General features: G+C 63.2%; 21 protein-coding genes and 2 pseudogenes. 7 read left to right on the forward strand and 16 right to left on the reverse strand.

Features of this window, described 5'->3' with window-relative positions:
• Positions 1-29: 29 nt before the first annotated feature.
• Positions 30-1,502 (forward strand): hypothetical protein, encoded by a 1,473-nt coding sequence (locus tag LRS56_07140; protein ID WDU64264.1) that lies wholly within the window; start codon positions 30-32, stop codon positions 1,500-1,502.
• Between the two features lie 59 nt (positions 1,503-1,561).
• On the opposite strand, the gene LRS56_07145 is transcribed toward LRS56_07140, so the two are convergent.
• Both LRS56_07145 and LRS56_07150 read right to left on the reverse strand, forming a co-directional pair.
• Complete coding sequence (locus tag LRS56_07145) at positions 1,562-2,659, reverse strand: SMP-30/gluconolactonase/LRE family protein (protein WDU64265.1); 1,098 nt, start codon at positions 2,657-2,659, stop codon at positions 1,562-1,564.
• Positions 2,656-2,907, reverse strand: a pseudogene (locus LRS56_07150) (sterol desaturase family protein). Before LRS56_07150 ends, LRS56_07145 begins: the two are co-directional and overlap by 4 nt.
• A gap of 339 nt (positions 2,908-3,246) precedes the next feature.
• On the opposite strand from LRS56_07150, the gene LRS56_07155 reads away from it, so the two are divergent.
• From LRS56_07155 to LRS56_07180, 6 genes are all read left to right on the forward strand, one after another.
• Entirely contained in the window at positions 3,247-4,170 is a 924-nt protein-coding gene (locus LRS56_07155; protein ID WDU64266.1) for a substrate-binding domain-containing protein, read from the forward strand.
• Between the two features lie 63 nt (positions 4,171-4,233).
• Positions 4,234-5,742 carry a sugar ABC transporter ATP-binding protein gene (locus tag LRS56_07160; protein ID WDU64267.1) on the forward strand — a complete coding sequence of 503 codons (1,509 nt, stop codon included), beginning with the start codon at positions 4,234-4,236 and terminating at the stop codon, positions 5,740-5,742.
• On the forward strand, positions 5,708-6,700 hold the full coding sequence (locus tag LRS56_07165) for a ribose ABC transporter permease (GenBank protein ID WDU64268.1): 993 nt from the start codon (positions 5,708-5,710) through the stop codon (positions 6,698-6,700). Before LRS56_07160 ends, LRS56_07165 begins: the two co-directional genes overlap by 35 nt.
• Positions 6,701-6,722: 22 nt before the next feature.
• The gene (locus LRS56_07170; protein WDU64269.1) at positions 6,723-7,802 is read left to right on the forward strand and encodes an alcohol dehydrogenase catalytic domain-containing protein; all 1,080 of its coding nucleotides are present in this window, start codon (positions 6,723-6,725) and stop codon (positions 7,800-7,802) included.
• Between the two features lie 3 nt (positions 7,803-7,805).
• Positions 7,806-9,338 carry an FGGY-family carbohydrate kinase gene (locus tag LRS56_07175; GenBank protein WDU64270.1) on the forward strand — a complete coding sequence of 511 codons (1,533 nt, stop codon included), beginning with the start codon at positions 7,806-7,808 and terminating at the stop codon, positions 9,336-9,338.
• A gap of 134 nt (positions 9,339-9,472) precedes the next feature.
• On the forward strand, positions 9,473-10,198 hold the full coding sequence (locus LRS56_07180) for an SDR family oxidoreductase (protein ID WDU64271.1): 726 nt from the start codon (positions 9,473-9,475) through the stop codon (positions 10,196-10,198).
• On the opposite strand, the gene LRS56_07185 is transcribed toward LRS56_07180, so the two are convergent.
• From LRS56_07185 to LRS56_07250, 14 genes and pseudogenes are all read right to left on the reverse strand, one after another.
• A complete protein-coding gene (locus LRS56_07185) occupies positions 10,195-11,199 on the reverse strand; it encodes a LacI family DNA-binding transcriptional regulator (GenBank protein ID WDU64272.1) in 1,005 nt (334 codons plus the stop codon). The genes LRS56_07180 and LRS56_07185 overlap by 4 nt on opposite strands.
• 58 nt (positions 11,200-11,257) lie before the next feature.
• Positions 11,258-12,121 (reverse strand): LysR family transcriptional regulator, encoded by an 864-nt coding sequence (locus tag LRS56_07190; GenBank protein ID WDU64273.1) that lies wholly within the window; start codon positions 12,119-12,121, stop codon positions 11,258-11,260.
• A gap of 547 nt (positions 12,122-12,668) precedes the next feature.
• Positions 12,669-14,072, reverse strand: coding sequence for an amidase (locus tag LRS56_07195; GenBank protein ID WDU64274.1), 1,404 nt, complete (start codon positions 14,070-14,072; stop codon positions 12,669-12,671).
• Entirely contained in the window at positions 14,069-15,337 is a 1,269-nt protein-coding gene (locus LRS56_07200; protein WDU64275.1) for a Zn-dependent hydrolase, read from the reverse strand. Before LRS56_07200 ends, LRS56_07195 begins: the two co-directional genes overlap by 4 nt.
• Positions 15,338-15,351: 14 nt before the next feature.
• Positions 15,352-16,047, reverse strand: a complete 696-nt coding sequence (locus LRS56_07205; protein ID WDU64276.1) for an ABC transporter ATP-binding protein — start codon at positions 16,045-16,047, stop codon at positions 15,352-15,354.
• A complete protein-coding gene (locus tag LRS56_07210; GenBank protein ID WDU64277.1) occupies positions 16,047-16,796 on the reverse strand; it encodes an ABC transporter ATP-binding protein in 750 nt (249 codons plus the stop codon). The genes LRS56_07205 and LRS56_07210 overlap by 1 nt, the downstream gene beginning before the upstream one ends.
• Entirely contained in the window at positions 16,793-17,755 is a 963-nt protein-coding gene (locus LRS56_07215) for a branched-chain amino acid ABC transporter permease (protein WDU64278.1), read from the reverse strand. The genes LRS56_07210 and LRS56_07215 overlap by 4 nt, the downstream gene beginning before the upstream one ends.
• Positions 17,756-17,803: 48 nt before the next feature.
• Positions 17,804-18,665: pseudogene (locus LRS56_07220) on the reverse strand (branched-chain amino acid ABC transporter permease).
• A gap of 57 nt (positions 18,666-18,722) precedes the next feature.
• On the reverse strand, positions 18,723-19,925 hold the full coding sequence (locus LRS56_07225; GenBank protein WDU64279.1) for an ABC transporter substrate-binding protein: 1,203 nt from the start codon (positions 19,923-19,925) through the stop codon (positions 18,723-18,725).
• A gap of 228 nt (positions 19,926-20,153) precedes the next feature.
• Complete coding sequence (locus LRS56_07230; protein ID WDU64280.1) at positions 20,154-20,921, reverse strand: FCD domain-containing protein; 768 nt, start codon at positions 20,919-20,921, stop codon at positions 20,154-20,156.
• Positions 20,922-21,028: 107 nt separating this feature from the next.
• Positions 21,029-21,775: an alpha/beta fold hydrolase gene (locus LRS56_07235; protein WDU64281.1), complete on the reverse strand. Its 747-nt coding sequence runs from the start codon at positions 21,773-21,775 to the stop codon at positions 21,029-21,031.
• A 102-nt stretch (positions 21,776-21,877) separates the two neighbouring features.
• On the reverse strand, positions 21,878-23,293 hold the full coding sequence (locus tag LRS56_07240) for an efflux transporter outer membrane subunit (GenBank protein WDU64282.1): 1,416 nt from the start codon (positions 23,291-23,293) through the stop codon (positions 21,878-21,880).
• Complete coding sequence (locus tag LRS56_07245) at positions 23,286-25,268, reverse strand: MacB family efflux pump subunit (GenBank protein ID WDU64283.1); 1,983 nt, start codon at positions 25,266-25,268, stop codon at positions 23,286-23,288. Before LRS56_07245 ends, LRS56_07240 begins: the two co-directional genes overlap by 8 nt.
• Positions 25,258-26,427: an efflux RND transporter periplasmic adaptor subunit gene (locus LRS56_07250; protein WDU64284.1), complete on the reverse strand. Its 1,170-nt coding sequence runs from the start codon at positions 26,425-26,427 to the stop codon at positions 25,258-25,260. Before LRS56_07250 ends, LRS56_07245 begins: the two co-directional genes overlap by 11 nt.
• Positions 26,428-26,527: the final 100 nt, after the last annotated feature.

Here is a 26,527-nt window from a genome sequence, read left to right on the forward strand (position 1 = left end):
TTCACTTTTTAACTATGGATGGATAAAAAATGAAATCGAAAAAAGCCTTTATGCTGGGCGCGGCCATGGCGGCCACTTGCTTCGTTTCGGGCTTTGCCCTCGCCGAGCAATACCCTCATCTGGCTGCGCAAGCGGCGCAACCGACCATCAAGCAAACCCTCAAAGCGGCTGGTAATGTGCCCGCTACCAAGGCTTCTGCGGCGCTGAAACAGCAACTGAAGAAACCTGTGGTTGCCGCCAAGGCCAAGGCCGGTTTGGGGGTGGAAAACCGCACGGCATCAGCTCCGGTGACTAAGGTTACGAAAGCCGACGCCCAACAGGCGAGCGCCGTGCAGGCGGCGCTGGTGCAGGGCTGTGAAACCACCCTGGATGTGAACCAGCTGTACACGGTCAATGGTGTGCAGACCGGCGACTTGCTGTGCTACCACTTCAACCTGCCGCAGAAGGCCCGGATCAACGCGCTGCTGGTCGGCCAGACGGCGGGCACCAATATGTCGTTGACCCTGTTCCAGGACGATGGCCAGGGCAACCCGATTCCGCTGGGCACTTCCGATAACCCGGGTACTGGCGATGAAAGCCTCAGTGGTGTGCTGCCGGCCGGTGATTACTACTGGTTCATGGAGGCCAATGCGGCGGTGCAGGGATCGAGTTTCCAGTTCGGGGTGGCGGTTGACGCCAATCTCGATGCATTCGAGCCCAATGACACGCCGGACACGGCTTTCCAACTGCCGGACACGCTCAACTATCTCAGCGGCAACGCGGACAGCGTCAATGATGTCGACTACTTCGACTTCAAGGCCGTACGTGGCCAGAGCGTGGGCTTTGCGTTGACGGCCGATGCCCGCAACCAGTGGATCCTGGAACGCCTGAATGGAAGCCAGTGGGTCGTGGTGGACCCGACCCTCAAGTCGGACTCGGTCTCCAACCCGGGCGTTGGCGGTGTGGTCAAGTTGCGTGTGCGTCCGAACCCGAATGCCGCCTGGAGTGCGACGGGTAAATACAACCTGTCGTTTGGCTCCAACCCACGCATCAATACCTCGGATGTGAAAGGCGAGCCGAGCGTGATCCGCATCCCGTCTTCGGCTTCCGATGTGGGTTACGGCTACATGACCACTCAAGCCTATCGGAACCTGACCTGGAAGATGGGCTTGTCGGACAGCACTGGCATGCCGCTGGTGGGGCTGCACCCGATTGTCTTCCTTGACCAGCGTATCGACCCGGACAATGGCGACATCGTTTACCAGGCATATTCGGCTGCCACCGACAGTTCCGGCGAGGCCGCCGGCACCATCAATGTGGGCACCTGCTCCGGTGATTTCCAGACCACCTTTGTCGATTACGCCCAAGGCTACAACAACACCTGGCGTACCCAGTTCAACTACGGCGTGTGGCGTATGGAAGTGCTGGAGTATCCAGGGATCGGCGTCGGTGGGGACAATGTTCCGTATGTGAGCTTTGGCCACCTGTGCACGCAGACCTTGCTGAGCAGCACCAAGGCCTAACGAACTGACGCGTTAGACTCCAGGGCATACAGGCCTCGCGCCTGTATGCCCTTTTTGCGTTATGGCTCCAGTGCCAATGCCAATGGCAGGCGCGCCATGCTGGTGCTCTTGAGCGAGCCCAGGTACAACCAGTTGCCATACTCCCGGGCGGTGGTGATCGGCGAGTAGTTGCCGGCGCTGCCATCCTGCAAATTGGCGATCACCTTGCCCTTGGTATCCAGCCCCAGCACAAAGGCTTTGCGCTCGATCGGCTTGGGCACCACCATCAGTGCCCGCACCATCACCTTGCGCAGCAGCGGGTAGCCGGCAAAGCTGTCCAGCAAGGGGTTGCGCGGCGAGTACAGTGCGACCCAGAAGCGGTCCTCGCCGTTAAAGCTGAGGTTATCCGGCAGGCCCGGCAGGTTGTCGATAAACAGGTCGTGCTGGCCGGCGCGTTCGCCTTTGAGCCAATAACGACTGATGCGATAGGCGCCGGTTTCATTGACCAGCACGTAGTTTTCGTCCGGGCCGAGGGCCACGCCATTGGCGAATTGCAGCTGCTCCAGCAATACCTCGGTGGTGCCGCTGTTGAAGTCATAGCGCAGCAGCCGGCCATCGCCGCCATGCTCGATCACCGCCTCACCATCCTGGCCATACCCCCAGCGGCTCGACGCATCGCTGAAGTAGGCATAGCGCCCAGCGGCGTCCACGGCCACATCATCCGTAAAACCAAAGGGCACGCCATTGGCGGCGGTGCTCAGCGATGTGAGCTGGCGACGGGTATCCAGCGCGAGCAGGCCCTTGACCCCGTCAGCAATGATCAACCGCCCATCCGGGTGCAGCGCCATGCCCAGTGGGCGCCCGCCGGTGTTGGCCAGCACTTCCAGGCTGCGGCTGTCGGGGGAGGTGCGGATGATCCGCCCGTCATGCAGGCCGCTGATCAGAAACCCCTGGGCATCCAGCAACAGGGCCTCGGGGCCGGGGATGTCTTGGGCGCCGATTTTCTGTACGCCTTTGAGGCGCTGGTTTTCGGCGTAAAGCCCGTCCGTCATCGAGGGCGCCTTGGGCGGTACCCAGTTCACCGGTTGCACCTTGGTGGGCATCAGCAACAGAAAAGCGATCACTGCAAGCAGCAACACAAACATCAGATGACGCAGTTTTCTTGGACGGATACTCATGACGATTCCTGGTTGTCGTTGGGGCGCGGTTCCCAGTGCAGGGTGCCGAACAGATAATCCATCAGCGGCAGGACGATATTGAAATTGCGCCCCTGCATCAGCTCGCGACGGTGGTGCAGGGCATGCAATCGGTACATCTGGCGAAGCCACGGCAGGCGCGCCACCGGATGTTCGGCAGGCAGGTGCTTGCAGGCGTGAAACACTTCGTAAAGTAAATATCCCAGGAGCCTGCACCCGGCAAACAGCCCGAGGTCGTAACGGCCGCTAAAGGTCTCGGTGGGGCGGGGCATGGCAGGCTGCTCGGTGTTTTTTTGTTGGAGGCTGAGCTTAGTTGGTGGTGGGGAATGTGCGAGTTTTTGCGCTGCGCATGAAACCGGTGTGGGAGCTGGCTTGCCTGCGATGCAGACACCTTGCGGTATCAGGCACAGCGCGTGGATGCCATCGCAGGCAAGCCAGCTCCCACATTGACCGCGTAACCCGAAGCGACCAGTGGGGGCTTGCACACCCCTCATTTCCTTGCTAGCTTCTCGCAAAATGTTAACGATAACATTTGCTCTAAAAATAAAAACAAAACAGAGACCCACGCCATGAAAATTCTCCCGAAAACCCTGTGTTTATTGGCTGTAAGCATCACCCTCGGCACCGTTTCCCCAGCCTTTGCCGACGCTGCCAAACCGATCCGCATCGGCGCGTCCTTCCAGGAAATCAACAACCCCTATTTCGTCACCATGAAAAACGCCCTCGAAGAAGCGGGCGCGAGTATCGGTGCGAAGTTGATCATCACCGACGCCCGCCACGACGTGTCCAAGCAGGTCAGTGATGTGGAAGACATGCTGCAAAAAGGCATCGATATCCTGCTGATCAACCCCACCGATTCGGTCGGCGTGCAATCGGCCGTCAAGTCCGCCCATGCCGCCGGTGTCGTGGTGGTGGCGGTGGATGCCCAGGCGGAGGGGCCGCTGGACTCATTCGTCGGCTCGAAGAACTTCGACGCCGGTTTCCAGGCCTGTGAATACCTGGCCAAGCACATCGGCGACAAGGGCAATATCGCCATCCTCGACGGCATCGCCGTGGTGCCGATCCTGGAGCGCGTGCGCGGTTGCAAGGAAGCTGTGGCCAAGCATCCGGACATCAAGATCGTGAGCATCCAGAACGGCAAGCAGGAACGTGACCAGGCGCTGACCGTCACCGAAAACATGCTGCAGGCCCAGCCGACCCTCAAGGGCATTTTCAGCGTGAATGACAACGGCTCGCTCGGTGCGCTCTCGGCCATCGAAGCCAGCGGCCTGGACGTGAAGCTGGTCAGCGTCGACGGCGCGCCGGAAGCGATCAAGGCGATCCAGAAGCCCGGCAGCAAATTCATCGCCACCTCGGCCCAATACCCGCGTGACCAGATTCGCCTCGCCCTGGGCATCGCCCTGGCCAAGAAGTGGGGCTCGCAAGTGCCTGCCACGATTCCGGTGGACATCACCCTGATCGACCAGGCCAAGGCCAAGGATTTCAGCTGGTAAATCACCCAGGCCCCACGCAATTCGTGGGGCCCAGGTCATCCTTCTGAATACGAGGTCGGCGGTATGAGCAGTCTTCTCAAGCTGGAAAACATCTGTAAGCGGTACCCGGGCGTACAGGCCCTGAAGTCGATCAACCTGCAAGTCGAGCGCGGCGAGATCCATGCCCTGCTCGGGGAAAATGGCGCGGGAAAATCGACCCTGATGAAAATCCTCGGCGGCGTCGAGCATCAAGACGAAGGCCAGATCCTGATCGACGGCCAGGCGCAGCACTTCGCGACCTACCGTGATGCGATTGCCGCCGGCATCGGCATCGTGTTCCAGGAATTCAGCCTGATTCCCTACCTCACGGCGGTGGAAAACATCTTCCTCGGCCACGAGTTGAGCAACCGCTTTGGCCTGCTGCGCAAGCGCGAAATGGTCGAGGCGTCCCAGGCTCTGTTCAAGCGCCTGGGCGTGACCATCGACCTGCAATGCGCGGTCAAGCACTTGAGTGTGGCCGAACAGCAGTTTGTCGAAATCGCCAAGGCCCTGGCCCTGGATGCGCGCCTGCTGGTGTTGGATGAGCCCACCGCAACCCTGACGCCGAGCGAGGCCGAGCTGCTGTTTGAGATCATGCGCGAGCTCAAGCGCCAGGGCGTGGCAGTGATCTTTATCTCCCATCACCTGGAGGAGATTTTCCAGGTGTGTGACCGCATCAGCGTCTTGCGCGACGGCGGCAATGTAGGCGTCACAGACGTGGCCGACAGCGACATCGACCGCCTGGTCGAGATGATGGTCGGGCGTCGCCTGGAATGCAGTTTTCCACCCAAGCCGACCAGCGCACGCGGCCCGCTGTTGCTGGAGGTCAAGGACATCCAACTGGTACGCAACGGCCCGCACAACCGCTTCCAACTGCACAAGGGCGAGATTCTCGGCTTTGCCGGGTTGGTCGGTTCCGGGCGTACGGAACTCGCGTTGGGCATGATGGGCGCGCTGCCGTCGGTGAGCAAAGACGTGTGGCTGCGCGGCGAAAAAATCAGCCTCGACGACCCGGCTCAGGCCCTGGCCCATGGCATCGGCCTGCTGCCGGAAAGCCGCAAGAGCGAAGGGCTGATCACCGATTTCAGCATCCGTGAAAACATCTCGCTGAACAACCTGCCCAAATACCAGAACGCCTCGGGCCTGATCGACAAGACCCGCGAATGCGCCAGCGTCGAAGGCCTGATGAAGCAACTGTCGATCAAAGCCCCGAGCAGCGAAAGCCGGGTGTTCAACCTCAGCGGCGGCAACCAGCAAAAGGTCGTGATCGCACGCTGGATCAACCACCACTGCGACGTGCTGGTGTTCGATGAACCCACCCGTGGTATCGACGTGGGGGCCAAGGCGCAGATCTACGCGCTGATGCGCCGCCTCACCGAACAGGGTTACGCAATCATCATGATTTCCTCCGAGTTGCCGGAAATCATCGGCATGTGCGACCGCGTCGCCGTGTTCCACAAGGGCGCCATCGTCAAGCTGCTGGAAGCGTCCGCCGTCAATCCTCAAGAGGTCATGCGCCATGCAACAGGGGGCTCAAGTGAATACGTCCATTAGTACCGGCGATAACAGCTGGCTGCGCCTGAACCTGGCGCGGCTGGTGCGCTCGCCGGCGTTCTATCCGTTCGTGGGGCTGGTGGTGGTGACCCTGGTGATGATCCTTGCCAGCGACACCTTCCTGACCACCAGCAACCTGTCGAACATCGCACGCCAGGTGTCGATCAACGCAATTATCGCGGTGGGCATGACCTGCGTGATTCTCACCGGCGGCATCGATTTGTCGGTGGGGCCGGTGATGGCGTTGTCCGGCACGCTCACGGCCGGGTTGATGGTCGCGGGCCTGCCGCCCGGCCTTGCAATTGGCGCAGGGATGTTGATCGGCGTGGCCTTCGGCATCGGCAACGGGCTGTTCGTCGCCTACCTGCACATGCCGCCGATCATCGTCACCCTGGCGACCATGGGCATCGCCCGTGGCCTGGGCCTGATGTACACCGACGGCTACCCGATTTCCGGGCTGCCGGAGTGGTTCGGTTTCTTCGGGCGCCAGAGCCTGTTCGGTATTGAAGTGCCGATCCTGATCATGCTGGTCACCTACGCCGCGGCCTATGTGCTGCTGCAGCACACGCGTATCGGTCGCTACATCTACGCGATTGGCGGCAATGAAGAAGCGGTGCGTCTGTCCGGCGTGCGTGCAGCGCGTTTCAAGTTGCTGGTGTACGGCATCAGCGGCCTGACGGCGGCAATTGCCGGGCTGGTACTCACCTCACGCCTGATGAGCGGCCAGCCGAATGCGGGCGTGTCGTTCGAACTGGATGCGATTGCTGCCGTGGTACTCGGTGGTGCGTCGATTGCCGGTGGGCGCGGCGTGATCGTCGGCACCTTGCTCGGCGCCATGCTGCTCGGCGTACTCAATAACGGACTGAACATGCTCGGGGTCTCGCCCTACGTCCAGAGCGTGATCAAGGGCGGGATCATTTTGCTGGCGATCTTTATCAGCCGTCAGCGCCATAAATAAACTCAAGACAGGACCGAACACCATGGACAAGTACACCGACATGCAAGCCGTCGTTTGCCACGGCCCCAAAGACTATCGCCTGGAACGCATCGGCAAACCCCAGGCCCGTCCCAACGAACTGGTGATCCGTATCGCCGCCTGTGGCATCTGCGCCAGTGACTGCAAATGCCACTCCGGCGCTGCGATGTTCTGGGGCGGCGACAACCCGTGGGTCAAGGCGCCGGTGGTGCCGGGGCACGAGTTTTTCGGCTATGTGGTGGAAGCGGGCGAGGGCGCCGAGGAGCACTTCGAAGTCGCGGTAGGCGACAAGGTGATCGCCGAGCAGATCGTGCCCTGCGGCAAGTGCCGTTTCTGCAAATCCGGCAAGTACTGGATGTGCGAAGTGCACAACATCTTCGGCTTCCAGCGAGAAGTGGCCGAAGGCGGCATGGCCCAGTACATGCGCATCCCCAAGACCGCCATCGTGCACAAGATTCCCGAGTCGGTGTCGCTGGAAGACTCGGCGCTGGTGGAGCCGATGGCCTGTTCGATCCATACCGTCAACCGTGGTGATATCCAGCTCGACGACGTGGTGGTGATCGCCGGCGCCGGCACCCTCGGGCTGTGCATGGTCCAGGTTGCCGCGTTGAAGACCCCGAAGAAGCTGGTGGTGATCGACATGGTCGACGAACGCCTGGAGCTGGCGAAGAAGTTCGGCGCCGATGTGGTGATCAACCCGTCCCGAGACAACGCCCGTGAAATCATCAACGGCCTCACCGACAACTATGGCTGTGACGTCTACATCGAGACCACCGGCGTACCGGCCGGCGTGACCCAGGGCCTGGACCTGATCCGCAAGCTCGGGCGTTTTGTCGAGTTCAGCGTGTTCGGCGCCGAGACCAGTGTCGACTGGTCGATCATCGGCGACCGCAAGGAGCTGGACGTACGTGGCGCGCACCTGGGGCCGTATTGCTACCCGATCGCCATCGACCTGTTCGAGCGCGGCCTGGTGACCTCCACAGGCATTGTCACCCATGATTTTCCGCTGGATAACTTTGCCGAAGCGTTTGAGTTGGCCAACTCGACCAAGTCGATCAAGGTGCTGTTGAAGCCGGTGGTCTGATCTATGGAATACGTAATGGGGGTCGATATAGGAACCCAGAGCACCAAGGCGCTGCTGGTGGATGGTCAAGGCACGATCATCGCCCAGCACAGCCAGGGGTATCGCGTGGATACCCCGAAAGTGCGTTGGGCCGAGCAATGGCCGCAGGTCTGGCTGGATGCCGTCGAGACCTGCGTGGCGCAGTGCATGGCCAAGGCCGGCGTGGCGGCGGAGCAGGTCAAGGCGCTGTGCATCAGCAGCCTGTATGGCGGCTCGGGGATTGCGGTGGACGCGCAGATCACACCGCTGCACCCGTGCCTGATCTGGATGGACCGCCGCGCCGGCGAGCAGGTGGCGTGGGTGCGTGAGCATGTGGACCTGGAGCGCTTGTACGCGGTCACCGGCAACTCGGTGGACAGTTACTACGGCTTCACCAAGATGCTCTGGCTCAAGCAGCACCAGCCACAGGTGTGGGCCAACACCCGCTACCTGCTGCCGCCCAACAGCTATATCAACTGGTGCCTCACCGGGGAGTTGGCGGTGGACCATAGCAGCGCCGGCAATATCGGCGGGGTGTATGACGTGGCGGCGCGCGGCTGGTCGGGCGAGATGCTCGACGCGCTGGGCATACCGCTGGCGATGATGCCCGAGCGCCTGGTGCATTCCGGTGAGGTGGTGGGTGGTCTGCTGGATAACTGGGCCACGCGCCTGGGCCTGCAGACCGGCACGCCGATCCTGGCGGGCGGCGTGGATGCGGCCATGGCGACCCTGGCGGCGGGCGTTACGCAGCCGGGCAACCATGTGGCGATGATCGGCACCAGCATGTGCTGGGGTTACCTGAACCAGCACGTGGATGCGCGTCACGGGCTGGTGAGTTTTCCTCACGTCTACAACGGTCACCGCGACCTCTACATCTTCGGCGGTGCGATCACCGCCGGCGCGTCGGTGAGCTGGTTTCGCGAGCAGTTCTGCCAGGCCGAAGAGCAACAGGCCAAAGCCAGCGGGCAGGACAGCCTGGTGTTGCTGGAACAGCGCGCCCGGCAGATCCCGGCGGGCAGCGAAGGCTTGCTGTTCCTGCCCTACCTGATGGGCGAACGCAGCCCGGTATGGGATGACCGCGCCAGTGGCAGTTTTGTCGGGTTGAACCTCTACCACAGCCGCATCCACCTGTACCGCGCCGTGCTGGAAGGGGTGAGTTTTGCCCTGCGCCACAATATCGAGGCGGGCACTCGTGGCGCGCACTCGTTGGACCCACGCTTGATCGTGGTGGGCGGCGCGAGCCATTCGGACCTGTGGATGCAGATCATCGCGGACGTTACGCGGTACCCGGTGTACACCATCGTGCAGGAGGTGGAAGCGGCACTCGGCGCGGCGTTGCTGGCCGCGCACACAGTGGGGTTGGTGAGTGACGGGGAGATGGACAAGGGCTGGGTGCAACTGGCGTTGCGGGCTGAGCCGAATGCGCAAAATGTCGAGGCGTATGAGCGTGCGTTTGGCGAATACCTGAAGCTGTATCCGGCGCTGAAACCGATCATGCATAACCTGCAAACCACCTGACTCAACACCACCCAATGTGGGCGCTGGCTTGCCTGCGATGGCAGTGTACCGGTGGCGAATGAGCTGGCTGACACTGCGCTATCGCAGGCAAGCCAGCTCCCACAGGGATCTTCATTGTCTATGGAATAGTGACCATGACCACCACCTTCAACTTCACCCACCAGCGCATCCTCGTCACCGGCGCCAGCAGCGGCATTGGCCGCGAAATCGCCCTGCAACTGATCGCCAGCGGCGCTGAAGTCTTCGCCCTGGGCCGCGACGCGCAGGCCCTGGCCCAGCTCGGCTGCCACGCCCTGTGTCTGGACATCGCCGACAGCGTCGCCCTCGACACCGCCCTGCAGGACCTGCCGCCGCTGCACGGCCTGGTCAACTGCGCGGGCATCTCGCGCCTGGAACCCGCCATCGCGATCAGCGCCAAGGCCTTCGACCAGGTGATGCAGGTCAACGCCCGCGCCGCCGCCCAGGTGGCCAGCCGTGTCGCGACAAAAATGATCGAAGCGCAAATCGCCGGCAGCATCGTCAACGTCTCCAGCCAAGCCTCGTTGGTGGCGCTGGACGATCACCTGGCCTACTGCGCCTCCAAGGCTGCGCTGGATGCGATCACCCGCGTGCAGTGCGCCGAGTGGGGCCGTTTCGGCATTCGCGTCAACAGCGTCAACCCAACAGTCACCCTCACGCCGATGGCGACCATGGCCTGGTCCGACCCGGCCAAGCGCGATCCGGCGCTGGCGGCCATTCCCCTTGGGCGTTTTGCCGAAACCGCAGAAGTGGCCTTGCCGGTGCTGTTCCTGCTGAGCAGCGCCGCCAGCATGATCAGCGGCGTCAGCCTGCCCATCGACGGCGGCTACACCAGCCGCTAGCCGTTTTCCAGCTGGCCGGCGATCACCACCTTATCCCGTAGTTTGTACGGGTCTTCGAGGTGATCGAGCAGCAGGCGGACCGCACTGCTGCCGGCCAGTGACGCATCGTGGGCCACGCAGGCGATGGGCACGCCGAAGATATCGGCGAAGGGCAGGCGGTCGATGCCGCAGATCGTCAGGCTGTCGTGGGGGATGTTGTGCATGCGCAGTGCGCGCAGGGCGCCCAGGGTGATCAACTGGTTGAAACCCATGATCGCGTCCGGCGCCGAGTGCTCGGCCAGGTAGTCGAGGGTGTGCAGGTAGGAGGGCATCAGCGTGTAGTCGCCGGCCTGTACTTCGACCTGCACCTGGGGATGTTCGGCCAGCACTTCGCGCAGGCCCTTTAGGCGCTCCACCGTGATGCGTGAGTGCTCGGGACCGGTGAGCACCAGCAGGCGCTTGAGCGCAGGCGTCTGGCGCAGCAGGTAGTGCGCGGCCTGGATGCCGCTGTGGTAGTTGTCGAGCACCACGCGGCTGAACGGGCTGTCATGGAGCGTGCGATCAAGCAGCACCACCGGGGTTTTGCCGTTGCCCAGGCGTTCGAGGTAGTCGGGCTGGTAGCTCGGCTCATCCGAGACCGGCGACAGGATGATCCCCGCCACGCGGTAACCCAACAGGGTATCCACGGCTTTGCTTTCCAGCTCTTCCAGCTCATCGGTGTCCACCAGCATGATGGTGTAGCCGTGCTGTTTGGCCTCGCGGGAAATCGCCTTGATCATTTCGCTGTAGAACGGGTTGTCCACGGACGCGGTGATCACGCCGATGATCAGGCTTTCACTGCGCTTGAGCCCGCGGGCGAAGGCGTTGGGCACGTAGTCCATCTCCCGCGCCACTTCGAGGATGCGTGCCAGGGTGGCCGGCTTGACCAGGTCGGGTTTGCTCAGTGCGCGGGACACCGTGATGGTGGTCATGCCGACCCGTTTGGCGATGTCGCTGATGGTGACGGACTTTTTCTTGTTCATCGGTAAGGCTGCGAAAGGAAACACCCGCAGGCTAGCATGCGCGGCGGGTATTGTTGCTTCAAATCAGCGGGTCCCAGCGTTGCGACCAGTCGGTTTCAGCCTTGACCACGTCGCGCAGCAACCCCAGCGCCTGTTGCAACACCGCCGAATCCCGCGCCCGTGAATACACCACAAACGTCGGGAAGTTGAACTCGGGCGCCTTGGCCACGCGCTGCATCACGCCGCTGTCCAGGTAGCTCTGTACCACCCGCGTGCGGAAATACCCGGCGCCGCCATTCTCCAGGATGTACTGCAAGGCCAGCGGCCCCAGGTTGAAACTCAACGCGGCGCGGGCCCGGTCGGGTAAGGCCGCGTCATGCTGCTGGCGAAAGCCCGGGCCCCAATCGATGTAGACGTAGGGGGCCGGCTTGCTCACCAGTTGCACCAGAATCAGTTTTTCTTCCAGCACCTGCTCCACCTGCAAGCCGGGCCAGTACTGCGGCTGGAACACCAGCGCGGCATCGAGCACGCCCAGCTCCAGTTGGCGCAGCAGGTAGTCGCCTTCACGCACTTCGGTACGCAGTGCATGCCCCGGGATATGTTCACGCAGGGCCTGGGCCCAACCCAGCATCAGCGGGTTGCACAGGCTTACTTCACCGCCGATATGCAGCACATTGCGATAGCCATCGGGCAGCGGCAGGTCACGCTTGGCGGCCTCCCAGGTTTGCAGCAGCTGGTTGGCGTACACCACAAAGGCCTCGCCGTCGGCGGTCAGGCGTGCACCGGCGCGATTGCGGATGAACAGCGTGCTGCCCAGTTGGCTCTCAAGGTTTTTCACGCGGGCAGTAATGGCGGTCTGGGTAACGTGCAGTTTCTCGGCCGCTGCGGCCAGGCTGCCGCAGCGGGTGATTTCGAGGAAGGTGCGTGCCAGTTCGATGTCCATGAAGCCCCCGGGGATGAATGGGGACAGTGTAATGGAATGTGGTCGAAACTGTGGGCGCTGGCTTGCCTGCGAAGGCTGCCTGACAGCCGACCACACTCGAACTGTAGCCCCGCGATCCAACTGTGGGAGCGGGCTTGCTCGCGAAGGCGGAGGTGCGGTGTACATATCCGTTATTTAGGTATCGGCTGCTATTGGTTCCGCTTTTACAGCGGCTCACTTTTGAAAAGCGCAAAAGTAAGCAAAACGCTCTTGCCCCAACACTCGGCACCTCGCCTAGGCTCGGTGTGCCCGTAATCCGACAGTGATTTGGGGGCCGCCGCCACGCGCCATCCATGGCGCGGGGCGGCTAAACCGGCATCCCTGCCGGTTTACCCCCAAATCCCTGTCGAATTACGGCCAGCGTGTTTGACGGGGCGCCTAAGATCAAAAGCGGCTCGCTTCGCATCGTGGGTACGCGGTCTTGCCGGCGATCGCGGTGTGTCAGTGACGCGTGGGGTGTCTGACACGACGCCATCGCCGGCAAGCCGCTCCTATAGGGGAGTGTATTTCAGGTCGGGGTTTTTGGGGCTTGCACGTGCTCGGTGGGGAACGCCTTGGCGTACGCCTGGCACACCCGCAACACCTGCTCATCGGCAAACCGCGCGCCCACCACATGCAACCCCACCGGCAAGCCATTCGCCGCCAGCCCGCACGGCACCGACGCCGCCGGTTGTTGGGTGAGGTTGAAGGGGTAAGTAAACGGCGTCCACTGCGTCCACTCCTGCAAGCTCGAACCCGGCGGCACGTTGTGCCCCGCCTCAAACGCGGTGATCGGCATCATCGGCGACACCAGTACGTCGTAATGCTCATGGAATGCGGCCATCCGTGCCACCAGTGCCGCACGCGCTTCGAGGGCGTCGTTGAAGTCGCGCAGGCTCAACGCTGCGCCTTGTTGCGCGATACGCAACAGCCCGGGGTCCAGCAGCCGCTTTTGCGCATCGCTCATCGCGCTGGTCAAGCGCGCCGCGCCGGCTGCCCATAAAGTGCTGAAGACTTCCAGCGGGTCGCTGAACCCCGGGTCGATCTGCTCGACCTGGGCGCCCAGTTGCACCAGGCCCTCGACCGCCTGCGCAACCACCCTGGCCACCTGCGGGTCGACATCCACATACCCGAAGGTTGGGCTGTAGGCCACGCGCAAACCTTTCAGATCCGTACCCGGCGTCAGCCATGGCGTGGCTCGCGGCGCGCCGATCAAGCCGTCCCGTGCATCCGGTTGCGCGATGGTTTGCAGCATCAGCACGCTGTCTTCCACGGTGCGGGTCATCGGCCCCAGGTGCGACAGAATGGTCATGGAGCTGGCCGGCCATTGCGGCACATAACCGAAGGTCGGCTTGATGCCGAAGGTGCCGGTAAATGCACAGGGAATGCGGATCGAGCCTCCTGCGTCGCTGCCCTGGTGCAGCACGCCCAGGTTCAATGCCGCCGCCGCACCTGCGCCGCCCGACGAGCCGCCCGCCGTGGTGCGCGTGTCCCAGGGGTTGCGGGTGATGCCGTACAGCGGGTTGTCGGTGACGCCTTTCCAGCCGAATTCCGGGGTGGTGGTCTTGCCCAGCAGCACCGCGCCGGCCTTGCGCATGAAGGCCGGGAACGGTGCGTCCACGTCCCACGGGCCTTGGTCGGAGGTGGTGCGCGAGCCTTTGCGGGTGGGCATGCCGAGCGTCAGCGTAAGGTCTTTGATTGAGGACGGCACACCGTCCAGTGCACCGCAGGGCTCGCCCTTGAGCCAGCGCTGTTCGGATGCCCGTGCGGCCTTCAATGCGCCCTCCGGGTCGACATGGCAGTAGGCATTTACCACGGGGTTGTAACGCTCAATGCGCAGCAGCGTGTCTTCGGTCACCTCCACCGGGGACAGGGTTTTGTCCCGGTAGTGCGCCAGCAGCCGGACTGCCGTCAAATCAGCGATTTCACTCATGCCAGATCCCCCTGCGCCGCATTCACCATGGCGCGCAGCAATACAGCGCAGCCCGCCGCCAGGTCATCCGGCGCGGCGTTTTCGATTTCGTTGTGGCTGATGCCGCCTTCGCACGGCACAAAAATCATTCCGGCCGGGCCGAGTTCGGCGACGAAAATCGCGTCATGCCCGGCACCGCTGACGATGTCCATATGGCTCAAACCCAAGGCAGCGGCGCCATCGCGCACGGCGTTGACGCAGGCCGGGTTGAAGTCCAGTGGCGGGAAGTCGGCGGTGGCGGTCAGCTCGAAACTCAAGCCGTGTCGCTGGGCGGTGGCTTCGATCACGCCGCGCACCTCATCGACCATGGCTTGCAGCGTGTCGGCGTGCAAGTGGCGCAGGTCGATGGTCATGTGCACCTGGCCGGGAATCACGTTGCGCGAACCGGGGTGCAGGTTCAGGCAACCGACGGTGCCGCAGGCGTGGGGCTGCTGCTGATGGGCGATGCGGTTGACCGCGCTGACCACCTCGGCGGCGCCTACCAGGGCGTCCTTGCGCAAGTGCATCGGCGTGGGGCCGGCGTGGGCTTCGACGCCGGTCAGGGTCAGGTCGAACCACTTCTGGCCCAGGCAGCCCATCACCACGCCGATGGTGGTGGCCTGGTCTTCCAGCACCGGGCCTTGCTCGATATGCGCCTCGAAATACGCGCCCACCGGGTGACCGAGTACCGCCCGTGAACCGGCATAGCCGATGCGCTGCAATTCGGCGCCCACCGACAGGCCCTGGTCGTCGAGCTTGTGCAGAGTGTCCTGCAGGTCGAACTTGCCGGCAAACACCCCGGAACCCATCATGCACGGCGGAAAACGCGAGCCTTCTTCGTTGGTCCAGACCACTACTTCGATGGGCGCCTCGGTTTCGATATTCAGGTCGTTCAGGGTGCGGATCACCTCCAGACCGGCCATCACCCCGTAGCAACCATCGAACTTGCCACCGGTGGGCTGGGTGTCGATATGGCTGCCGGTCATCACCGGGGGCAGGGCCGGGTTGCGCCCAGGGCGGCGTGCAAAAATATTGCCGATGGCGTCGACACTGACACTGCATCCGGCGGCCTCGCACCAGTGCACAAACAGGTCGCGGGCCTGGCGGTCGACGTCGGTGAGGGCCAGGCGGCACACGCCGCCTTTGAGCGTGGCGCCGAGCTGGGCCAGGTCCATCAGGGATTGCCACAGGCGGTCGCGGTTGATCAGCGGGGCGTTGCTCTTGAGCGGTTGCGCAAAGCTATTCATGGGCAAATCTCCGGTCAGGCACTCAGGGCCAAGTAGCGGTTCTTGATGGTCGGGTCGGCGCGGAAGGCTTCGGCGCTGCCTTCGTACACCACGCGGCCCTGTTCGAGCACGTAATGGCGGTCGGCGAGTTTGTCGCAGACCATCAGGTTCTGTTCCACCAGCAACACCGGCAGGCCGTCGTCCTTGACCTTGCGCAGGATCTTCACCAGCTCGTCGACGATCACCGGGGCCAGGCCCTCGGTAGGTTCGTCGAGGATCAGCAGCTTGGGGTCGTTGAGCAGGGCGCGGGCGATGGCGAGCATCTGTTGCTCACCGCCGGACAGCGCGTGGCCGGCGTTTTTGCGCCGCTCCTTGAGGCGCGGGAACATGCCGTACACGTCTTCAAGCTGCCAGCGGCTGGTCTTGCGTACGGCGATACGCAGGTTTTCCTCGACCGTGAGCAGGCGGAAAATCCCACGGTTTTCCGGCACCAGCGCCAGGCCCTGGCGGGCGATTTCAAAGATTTTCTGCCCGACCAATGCCTGCCCGTTGAAATGAATCTGGCCCTGGCGCGGGCAGATAATCCCGAGGATGCTGCGCAGTGTGGTGGTCTTGCCGGCGCCGTTACGGCCGAGCAGGGTCACCAGCTCACCGGGGTTGACGGTCAGCGACACGCCTTCCAGCACGTGGCTTTTGTCGTAGTAGGAATGGATATTCTCGACGATCAGCATCAGGCGGCCTCCCCAAGGTAAGCAGTGCGCACACGCTCATCGGCGCGTACGAATTGCGGCGTGCCTTCGACCAGGATTTGCCCGTGGCTCATCACGGTGATGCGTTGGCTGATGGACATGACGATGCTCATGTTGTGTTCGATCAGCAGCACCGTATGGTCGCGTCCGAGGTCGCTGATCAGCTGGGTCATGATCGGGATGTCATCGATGCCCATGCCCGAAGTGGGCTCGTCGAGCATCAACAATTTGGGCTTGGAGCAGATCGACATACCCACTTCCAGCACGCGTTGCTGGCCGTGGGACAACTCGCCGGCCAGGGTGTCGGCACGGCGGGTGAGTTGCAGACGCTCCAGCACCTGGTCGGCCATCTCCAGGTGTTCGCGCTTGCTGTCCACGCGGCGCCAGAAGTTCAAGGCACGCGCACCGTCGCGGCCTTGGGCGGCCAGGCGCAGGTTCTCGCGCACGCTGAGGTTCTGGAACAGGCTGGTGAGCTGGAACGAACGCGCCATGCCCAGGCCGACGCGGGCATGGGCGGGTTTGCGCATCAGGTTCTTGCCGTCGAAATGAATCGCCCCGGCGGTGGCCTGGCGTTCGCCGGTCAGGCAATGGAACAGGCTGGTCTTGCCTGCGCCATTGGGGCCGATGATGGTGTGGATGGTGCCGGCCTCGACCTTGAGGTTCACACCATTTACCGCATGGAACGCGCCGTAGGCCAGTTCCAGATTGTTGGTTTCCAGCAGGATGCTCATAGCCCTTCCTCCTTGGCGATGACGGTGGGTTTGCGGCTGCCGCGCACGCGTTCGAACAGCGAGGCCAAGCCGCCCCACAAGCCGCCGCGCATAAAGATCACCACCAGGATCAGGATCACCCCCAGCAGCATCAGCCAGCGCGGCCACAGGTCGGAGAGGAAATCCCCCAGCAGCACGATGGACCCGGCGCCCAGCAACGAGCCGAACAGCGAGCCGGTACCGCCGACGATGGTCATGATCAGGATGTTTTCGGACATCGCCAGGTCGATATTCGACAGCGGCACAAAGTGCAGCAGCATCGCGTACAGCGCCCCGGCAACCCCGGTGACCGCGCCGGACAGCACAAATACCAGGATCTTGAAGTGGCGTGTGTCGTAGCCGATGGCCGAGGCGCGGGTTTCGTTTTCGCGGATCGCCATCAAGGTGCTGCCGAACGGCGAGGCGATTACCCGGCGTGCGCCGATGAAGATCAGCAGGAACAGCACCGCGACAAACCCATAGAAGGCGCGGGCGTCGGCCAATGACAGCAGCACGGTTTCACCGATACGGATTTCCGGGCGCGGCACGCTGAGCAAGCCGTTGTCGCCGCCGGTCCAGTCGCTCAAGGTGTAGGCGACGAAGTAGGCCATCTGGCTGAACGCCAGCGTCAACATCACGAAGTAAATGCCGGTGCGCCGAATCGCCAGGGCGCCCACCAGCAAGGCCAGGAAACCACCGGCCAGGGCGGCGCCGAGCAACGCGCTGAACAGGCCCAGTTGCAGGTGAATCATCAGCAAGGCTGCGCAGTAGGCGCCGGCACCGAAGAAGATGCCTTGGCCGAACGACAGCAGCCCGGTGTAACCCAGCAACAGGTTGCAGGCGAGGGCGGCCATGGCAAAGATCAGGATCTCGGTGGCCAGGGTCGCCGAGGGCAAAATCAACGGCAAGCCGATCAACACCGCCAGCACCCACAGCAACATGGCTTTGGATTGGGTCTTGGCAAACGGCAGGGGGGTTTCTCGCTCATCTCAGGCTCTCCCGAACAGGCCGTAGGGGCGTACCAGAATCACCACGGCCATTGCGCCGTAGATCATCAGGCTCGCACCCTGGGGCCAGAGTGTGGTCATCAGGCTTTGCACCACGCCCACCAGCAAACCGCCGACCAGCGCGCCGCTGAACGAGCCCATGCCGCCGATCACCACCACCACGAAGGCCACGCCGAGAATCTCCGGGCCGACAAAGGGCTGGGCACCGCGCAACGGCGCGAACAGCACGCCCGCGACGCCAGCCAGGGCTACGCCGAGCGCGAAGGTCATGGAGAACAGGCGGAAGATATTGGTGCCCAGCAGCGACACGGTTTCGGTGCTTTCACTGCCGGCGCGCACCAGGGCGCCGAAGCGCGTGCGTTCCAGCAACAGCCACAGGCCCAGGCCCACCAGCCCGGAAAACACGATCAGGAACAGGCGGTAGTAGGGATAGACAAAATCCCCCACCACCAGCACGCCGCGCAGCAGTTCCGGGCACGGCGACGCTTTTGCCCACCGGGCCCCAGATCATCACGCTGGCTTCCTGGATGATCAGCGCGATACCCAGCGTCACCAGAATCTGGAACATGTGCGGCAAGTGATAGATCCGCTGGATCAATAGGCGCTCAATCACCCAGGCCAGCGCAGCCACCACCAGCGGCGCGATCAATAGCGCCAGCCAGAAGTTGCCGGTGAGGCTGACGGCGGTGTAGCAGATGTAGGCGCCCAGCAGGAAGAACGCGCCGTGGGCGAAGTTGACGAAGTTGAGCAGGCCGAAAATGATCGTCAGCCCGACCGCGATCAGGAAGTAGATCATTCCCAACCCCAGGCCGTTGAGTATCTGGAACAGGTAAAGATTAAGCATGCAGAAACCCTCGGCAGGACGCCGCTTGGGCGGCCCTGCGCTGCAAGATTCAGGGGGTCAGGCGAGCGTGCAGCCTGTGGCTTCCACTGGCGGGAACGATTGGCCGGCGCTGAGCACTTTGGCCAGGTCGTCCTTGTCGGCCATGTCGCCGGTGGCCTTGCCGATCATCAGGTAGTAGTCCTTGATCACCTGGTGGTCGCCGGCGCGGATCGCTTCCTTGCCGGTCGGGCCTTCAAAACTCAGGCCCTGCATGGCCTTGGCCACGGTCGGCCCGTCGAAGCTGCCGGTGGTGATGATGGTTTCCAGCATGACCTTGGTACTGATGTAGTCGGCGGCCAGCGGGTAGGTGGGGTTGATGCCGTATTTGGCCTGGGTCAGCTTGACCAGCTCGCGGTTGAGCGGGGTGTCGACCTGGTGCCAGTACTGTGCACCGAGGTACACGCCTTCGAGCACATCGCTGCCCAGTTCCTGGAATTGGTCGAGTCCGGCGGACCACACCAGCAGCACTTTCATGCGCTCCTTGATGCCAAAGTTCACCGCCTGGCGCAGGGTGTTGGACGACTGGCTGCCGAAGTTCAGCAGCACCAGCACATCGGGTTTGGCGGCGATGGCGTTGGTCAGGTAGCCGGAGAATTCCTGTTCCTGCAAGGAGTGATAGCTGTTGCCGACGTGTTCCAGGCCGTTTTCCTTGAGCACATTTTTTGCGCCTTCGAGCAGCGCTTCGCCGAACACATATTGCGGGGTGATGGTGTACCAGCGCTTGGCGTTGGGCAGCAGCTTGATCAGCGGCACCATGGTTTCGCGGATCGCGCCGTAAGTGGGCACCGACCAGCGAAAGGTCGCCTTGTTGCAGTCCTTGCCGGTGACTTCATCGGCGCCGACCGGGGTCATGAACACGCCGCCGACCTTGTCGACTTCCTTGGCCACCGCCAACGCGGACGATGACAGGGTGCAGCCCTGGAAGAAGCGTGCGCCGTCCTGCTGGATGGCTTCCTGCACCTTGCGCACCGCCTTGCCGGCGTTGCCTTCGGTGTCGATGACCTTGTAGTTCAGCGGGCGGCCAAGAATCTCGGGGTGTTGTTCCACCGCCAGGCGCGAACCCATGTCGGCAAACTTGCCATAGCTGGCAAAAGCGCCGGACATGGACTTGAGGCCGTAAAAGGTAAAGGGCTCGGCGGCGAATGCAGAGCGCACGCTCAGCGGGAGGCTGAGGGCGGCGGCTGCGGTAAGACTGGCTTTCAACAACGTACGACGCTGCATTGGGTGACTCCCTGGTTTAGTTATTGGCAGGAGCGGCAAGGGCGATACGGTGGAGCTGGGCCTGTGGGCAGGCCTGTTATTGGGTGGGGTGAAACGGTCTGGCGGTTGGAACCGGGTCGAAATGTGGGAGCGGGCTTGCTCGCGAATACAGTGGGTCAGCTACGCATGCAGTGACTGAAACACCGCATTCGCGAGCAAGCCCGCTCCCACATTGGCTTTGCGGTGTTCTTATCGATGATCAAACTCCAGCAGGAAGTGCGGGCTGACCTGGCCTTCAAGCGCCGTCATGTGGTGTTCGGCGTCGCACATATGTTCATGCATCAGGCTGCGCACGGCGCTTTCATCACCGGCGCGAAAGGCAAGCAGCAACTGCTTGTGATAGTCGAGGTTGGCGGCGTCGAACTGCTTGCGCTTGGGCTTGTAGGCTTTTTTCAGCACCACCAGGTCGCGCAGCAGGTCGTTTAGAAACTGCGCCATGAAACTCAATAACGGGTTGGGGCACGCCTGGGCCAGCAGGTTATGGAACTCCAATTCCGCCAGGCGCTGTTCGCGTTGCCCGGCTTCGCTGTCTTCCGGCGCGCTGCAAAAATCCACGTTGGCTTGCAGCGCCTGGTAGTCGTCCTCACTGAGGCGCCCGAGCACTGACACCGCCAATTCCACCTCGATGACCTTGCGCAGTTGGTACACCTGCTCGCCGTCCAGGTGCTGGAAGTGCAGGTAGTTGCGCAATGCGCGGCTGGCCGGCTCGGTACCGGCCTGGTTCAGGTAAGCGCCGCCGCTGGGGCCGGTACGCGTACTCACCAGGCCTTCCACTTCCAGGGCCTTGAGGGCTTCACGGGCGGAACCCTTGGAGCACTGGAAGCTTTCCATCAGTTCGCGCTCGGTGGGCAGGCGGTCGCCGGGCTTCAGGGCATCGGTGACGATGGAGCGCTTGACCGACTCGACAATTATATCGGAGAGCTTCTGGCGTTTGCGTCGTAGCGGGCGACTGAGCATGGGTTCGATTTATCGTATTAATGCGGATAAATAGCACTTAATAACGATTGGGCCGAAGCGTCAACGCAGGGTGTCGTTTTCGGCGGTAACAGGTCGTAAACGACGCGTTACTGCCAATTGCCAGAATCAAGGCAGCGCGCAGACGCGGGTGGCTGTTTGCCGAACACCAGAAAATCTCCGACCCAGCGGTTGACGCACCCGGTGGTCACGGCCCCGGCCGACTCTTTGAGCAGCAATTGCTCGACGCCGGAATCGAGCGGTGCCCCGTGCCCGGCGTTGACCAATACCATGCGGGCGACGCGCTCGGAATACAGCGCCGCATACCGGCTGCCCAGCCTGGCTGCATCCGCGTTGCCGAGGTAGTTGAGCCTGGCTTCGCCGAGTTGTGCGCGAACAAATTCCATGTCTTGCGCCGCCTGCTCGATACCGTTTTCCTGGCTCAGGTCGCGGGGGCTCAGTTCGATGACGTCATAGCGGTTGAGCAGGGTGCGATAGGCCTGGGTAGTAAACGACTCCCAGCGGCTGACCAGTTGGACAGCAAAGGTTGCGCCTTGAGCCTTGTGCGACTCGCCGGCCTGAATGAACACCACGCCCTCTCGGCTGAGCGGGTCGCGGGCGCCGACACGGGTCAGGGCCAGGCGCACCCTGCCGCGATGGGGCGCGGCATAGTCGCGAGGCACTTCCACACTGGCGCACTGGGTCCGTTCAAGCACCGCGTGGTCCGGCTGTTCAAAGGGGGGATGTGGGCAGTCCAGTAACCAGTCGATCGCGGTGGGCGGGATCAGCGGGACTGCGTGGGCAAGGCTCGCCATCAGCCATACAGCGCCACACGCGAGGTATTTCGCAACCATCATCGGGAGGTCCTGGTCAGCCGTTTGATGCGGCTTTTTTACCAAGGACCGTGGAAGATGAATGTAGGTCGATATGTCGGGTTTTGTAGGAGAATCGAGTTTTGTTTATCGGATTTCTGTTTGCCAGCCGCCACCCAGTGCCTTGTACAGCGCAATACTGGCTTGCAATCGCGACAGCCGCAGTTGCACATTCGAGTCCTGCGCCGCGTACAGCGTGCGCTGGGTTTCCAGCACGCTGAGCAGGTCTTCGGCGCCCGCCTGGTAGCGGCTTTCGGCGATCTGGAAGGCGCTCTGGGCTTGCTGCAGTTCCTCGGCCTGCCATTCGCGCTGCTGGTCCAGGCGGGTGATGCTGCTGAGGGCCTTTTCCACATCGGCGAAGCCGTTGATGATTGCGCCGCGGTAAGTCTGCAGCAGCTCGTCCTGGCGGGCGCGGGCTTTGTCGCGCTCGGCGCCGAGGCGGCCGTTATTGAAGATCGGGCCCACCAGGCCGGCGGTCAGCGTGTAGTACGGGCTGCGCAGGATGTCCATGGCTTTATAGGCGTCGGAACCCAGAGTGGCGCCGAGGGTGATGGTCGGGAGCATGGCGGCACGCGCCACTGTGACGTCGGCTTGCGCTGCCGCCAGTTGCGCCTCGGCCTTGGCGATGTCGGGGCGGCGGCTCAGCAATTGGCTGGGCAGGCCGGCACCGATGGTCGGCCAGGTCAGCGCCTGGAACGGCTCGGCGCCCAGGTCCAGCGCTTGCACCGGCTGACCGAGGAGGGCGGCCAGGGTGATCCGGGATTCTTCGGCCAGTTGCTGAATCAGCGGCAACTGGCGTTGCTGGCCGGCCACCAGGCTCTTCTGCTGGGCCAGTTCCAGGGCGGTGGCGGAACCGGCGTCATAGCGGGTTTGTACCAGGTTGAGCACATTGCGCGCATTGGCCAGGTTCAGCTCGGCAATCTGCAAGCGCTGCTGTGCCGCGAGGGTTTGCGCGTAGCGGTCGGCCACATTGCCGAGCAGGGTCAGCTCCACGGTCGCCTGGTCAAACTCGCTGGCTTGCAGGCTGTGCAGGGCGCTGTCGCGGGCGGCGGCGCGGCCGCCCCAGAAATCCACTTCATAGCTGGCGGTGAGGTTGGCCCCGAAGTTGTCGACCACGTCATCGCTTTGCGATGCATCCAGGTCTGGCCCGCCGTCGCCGCGCAGTAACTTCTGGTGGCTGGTGGCGAGATTGAAATTCACCTCCGGCAGCAACGGCGCCCCCGCAATCACCGCGCTGGCCTGGGCCTGGCGCACACGGGCCATGGCTGCGGCCACGTCGAAACTGTCACGCCGCGCCTGGTCGACCAGACGGTTGAGCTGCGGGCTGCCAAATTGCGTCCACCAGCGCTGGTTGGTGGCCTGGGCAGCCTCGCGCTCGGCAAATTGCCAGGCGGCCGGCGGCGCGATACCGCTGTCGACGCGGGCCGGGGTGCCGGCGCACGCACTGAGTAACAGGCACAGGCTGAGCAGGGACAGGTGGGTGGGGATGGATCGTTTATTCACTGGTCAATGCCTTAACCGGATCGAGCCGGGCAGCTTTACGGGCCGGCATAAAGCCGAATATGACGCCGGTGACCAGCGCGCAACCAAACGCGCCGAGCACCGCCACCAGGGAAAACTGCACCGCCACCTTGGCCAGCACCAGCACGCCGCCCACCAGCAGGGCCAGGGCGATACCGCACAGGCCGCCGACCACCGAGAGCATCACCGCCTCGGTCAGGAACTGGCGCAGGATGTCGCGTTGGCGAGCGCCGGTGGCCATGCGGATGCCGATTTCGCGGGTGCGCTCGCGCACGGTCATCAGCATGATGTTCATCACGCCGATGCCGCCCACCAGCAGCGAAATCGCGGCAATCGAGCCGAGCATCAGCGACAGGGTGTTCGCCGTGCGCGCCTCGGCCTGGATCATCGCCGCGTTGTTGGTCAAGTGGTAATCCGGCTTGCCGTGGTGCAGGCGTTGCAGCATCTGGTCGATCGCCAGCTCGGCGTCGTGCACACGGTTGCCGTCAGCGGCGGCGATCACTACGTACTCGGGGTTGTAGCTGCCGAACAGGCGAATGCTGGCCGAGGTGTAAGGGATGGCAATGCGGTCGTCGCTGTCCTTGTTGCCCGAGCTGGAGCCTTTCTCCTGGAGCACGCCGATCACCTGGAACGGCACATTCTCGATCAGGATGTACTGGCCGATGGGGTTGATCAGGCCCTTGAACAGCTTGTCGCGCACCCGCGCGCCGATCACCGCGACGGTGGCGGCCGAGCGCTCGTCAGCCTCGGTGAAATAACTGCCTTCCACCACCGGCCAGTTGAAGATAATCGGGAAATTGGTGTCATTGCCGCCCACATAGGCCATGTAGTCGATGTTGCCAAAGCGCACACCGGCTTCGGCACCGTTGACCGGCATGATCCGTTTGACCTGCGGCAGGGTGGCCAGCGCGGCCACATCTTCGGGGGTGATGATGCCCAAGGGCGTACGCGGGTTCGGCGAGGACCCGCTGACATACAGAATATTGGAGCCGAAGGCGCCCATCTGCTCCATCACCTGGCGCTTGCTGCCTTCGCCCACTGCCAGCATCACCACCACCGACGCCACGCCGATGACGATCCCCAGCAGGGTCAGCGCCGTGCGGAAGCGGTTGATCCACATCACGCGCCAGGCGGCTTGTACCGCGTCCACCAGCTCGGCTTTCCAGGCGCCGTTGTGCTCGGCGCCGTCGACCAGGCGCTGGCGCAGGTCCACCGCTTGCAAGGCACCGGCAGTGGCGCTTGGCGCTACCTCGTTGCCAGCGGCCGAGTCACTGATGATCAGGCCGTCGCGAATCTCGATGATGCGGTTGGCCCGCGCCGCCACTTCGCGGTCGTGGGTAATCAGGATCACCACGTGGCCCTGGCCGGCCAGTTCGTCGAGCAGGGTCATCACCTCGGCGCCGCTATGGCTGTCGAGGGCACCGGTGGGCTCATCCGCGAGGATAATATGGCCGCCGTTCATCAGTGCGCGGGCAATCGACACGCGCTGCTGCTGGCCGCCGGACAGCTGGTGAGGGCGGTTACCGGTGCGTTCGGCCAGGCCCAGGCGAGTCAGCAGCGCGGTGGCGCGGGCATGCCGTTCGGCGGCGCTGATACCGGCATAAATCGCCGGCATCTCGACGTTTTCCTGGGCCGAACCCGAAGGGATCAGGTGGTAGCCCTGGAATACGAAGCCGAAGGCCTCGCGGCGTAGCCAGGCGAGTTCGTCGCTGTCCAGGTGCGCGACGTTTTCCCCGGCGAACAGGTACTCGCCGACGCTGGGGCGGTCGAGGCAACCGAGGATATTCATCAATGTGGACTTGCCGGAGCCGGAGGCACCGACGATCGCCACGAATTCCCCGGCATGGATCGACAGGTCAATGCCGCGCAACACGTCAACCTGCGGGCTGTCGCCGCCGCCGTAGGATTTGCGGATGTTCTTGAGTTCGATCAGCGGCGTGGTCACCTCAACCCCCATTGCCGTCGGCCGGACCGATCAGCAGGTGATCGCCTTCATTCAGGCCGTCGAGCACCTCGACCCGCAGCCGATCGCTGATGCCCAGGCGCACTTCGCGTTCTTCGATGCGGCCGTTGTCCGCCACCACGCGGGCGATCTGCCGGTCGGCACTTGCCGTGCCCTGCAGCGCGGCGACCGGCACGGTAAGGGCGCCCTTGGCTTCACCGGCGACAAAAAACACCTGGGTGGTCATTTCGGCCATCAGCGTGTTGTCGCTGTTGTCCACATCCAGCAGCACCGTGTACAGCACCACGCGGCCGCTGCCACTTTTACTCGAGCTGTTGGGGCTGCCACTGCCCTGGGTTTCATTCAGGGGCTTGGGCGGGATCGGCAGGATCTGCCGCACGGTGCTGGACCAACGCCGGCTACCGCCGCTGAGGGTGGTGAAATAGGCGGTCATGCCGGGTTTGACGTGGCCGATGTCGGCTTCGGAGACTTCGGCCCACACGGTCATTGGCGACAATTTGGCGATGCGCAGGATCAACGGCGTCTGCTGTTGCGCGTTGAGGGTCTGGCCGACGCGTGCGTCTACCGCGACCACGGTGCCGGTCATCGGCGCATAGATGCGCGTATAGCCCAACTCCGCTTCATCGCTGCGCAGGCTGGCCTGGGCCTGGCGGATCTGCGCCTGGAACATATCCACCCGGGCCTGGGTGGCGCTCAGTTCGGCCTTGGCGGTTTGCACGTCTTCTTCACGGGTGGCGTTACCGGCCACCAGGCGCTGCTGGCGCTGGTATTTCTGGCGTGCCAGTTCGTGCTGGGCCTTCTGCTCCTGCAGTTGGGCCTTGAGGTTTTCGATGGCATAGCGGCTGGCGTCGAGCTTGGCCTTTTGCGTGGAAGGGTCGATTTCCACCAGCAGTTGGCCTTCCTGAACCTTGTCCCCGGCCTCGACGTGAATCTTGCGGATCTGCCCGGAGGCCTGCGCGCCTACGTCGACATAGCGCCGCGGTTGCAGGGTGCCGAGGGCCGTGACGCTGTTTTCGATATTGCCCCGGGTGACGGTGACAGTGGCCAGGGCGTCACGCCCCGGCGGCAGCACCTGCCAGGCGGCGACGGCGATGATAGGTAGCAGGCACGCGATAACGAGCAAGGCGCGTCGGGCAGGGCGAGGGCGTTTCATGCTTTGGTTCCAGCCAGGAAAGTTCGGACCGCAGTTGCGGGGAGCTGTCAGTTAAACGAGAGAATTGCCCGGAGATTTAGGCTGTTACACAAGCGGTTAC

Origin of the sequence: Pseudomonas poae (genome assembly GCA_028869255.1) — a bacterium.
GTDB classification, from domain to species: domain Bacteria; phylum Pseudomonadota; class Gammaproteobacteria; order Pseudomonadales; family Pseudomonadaceae; genus Aquipseudomonas; species Aquipseudomonas poae_C.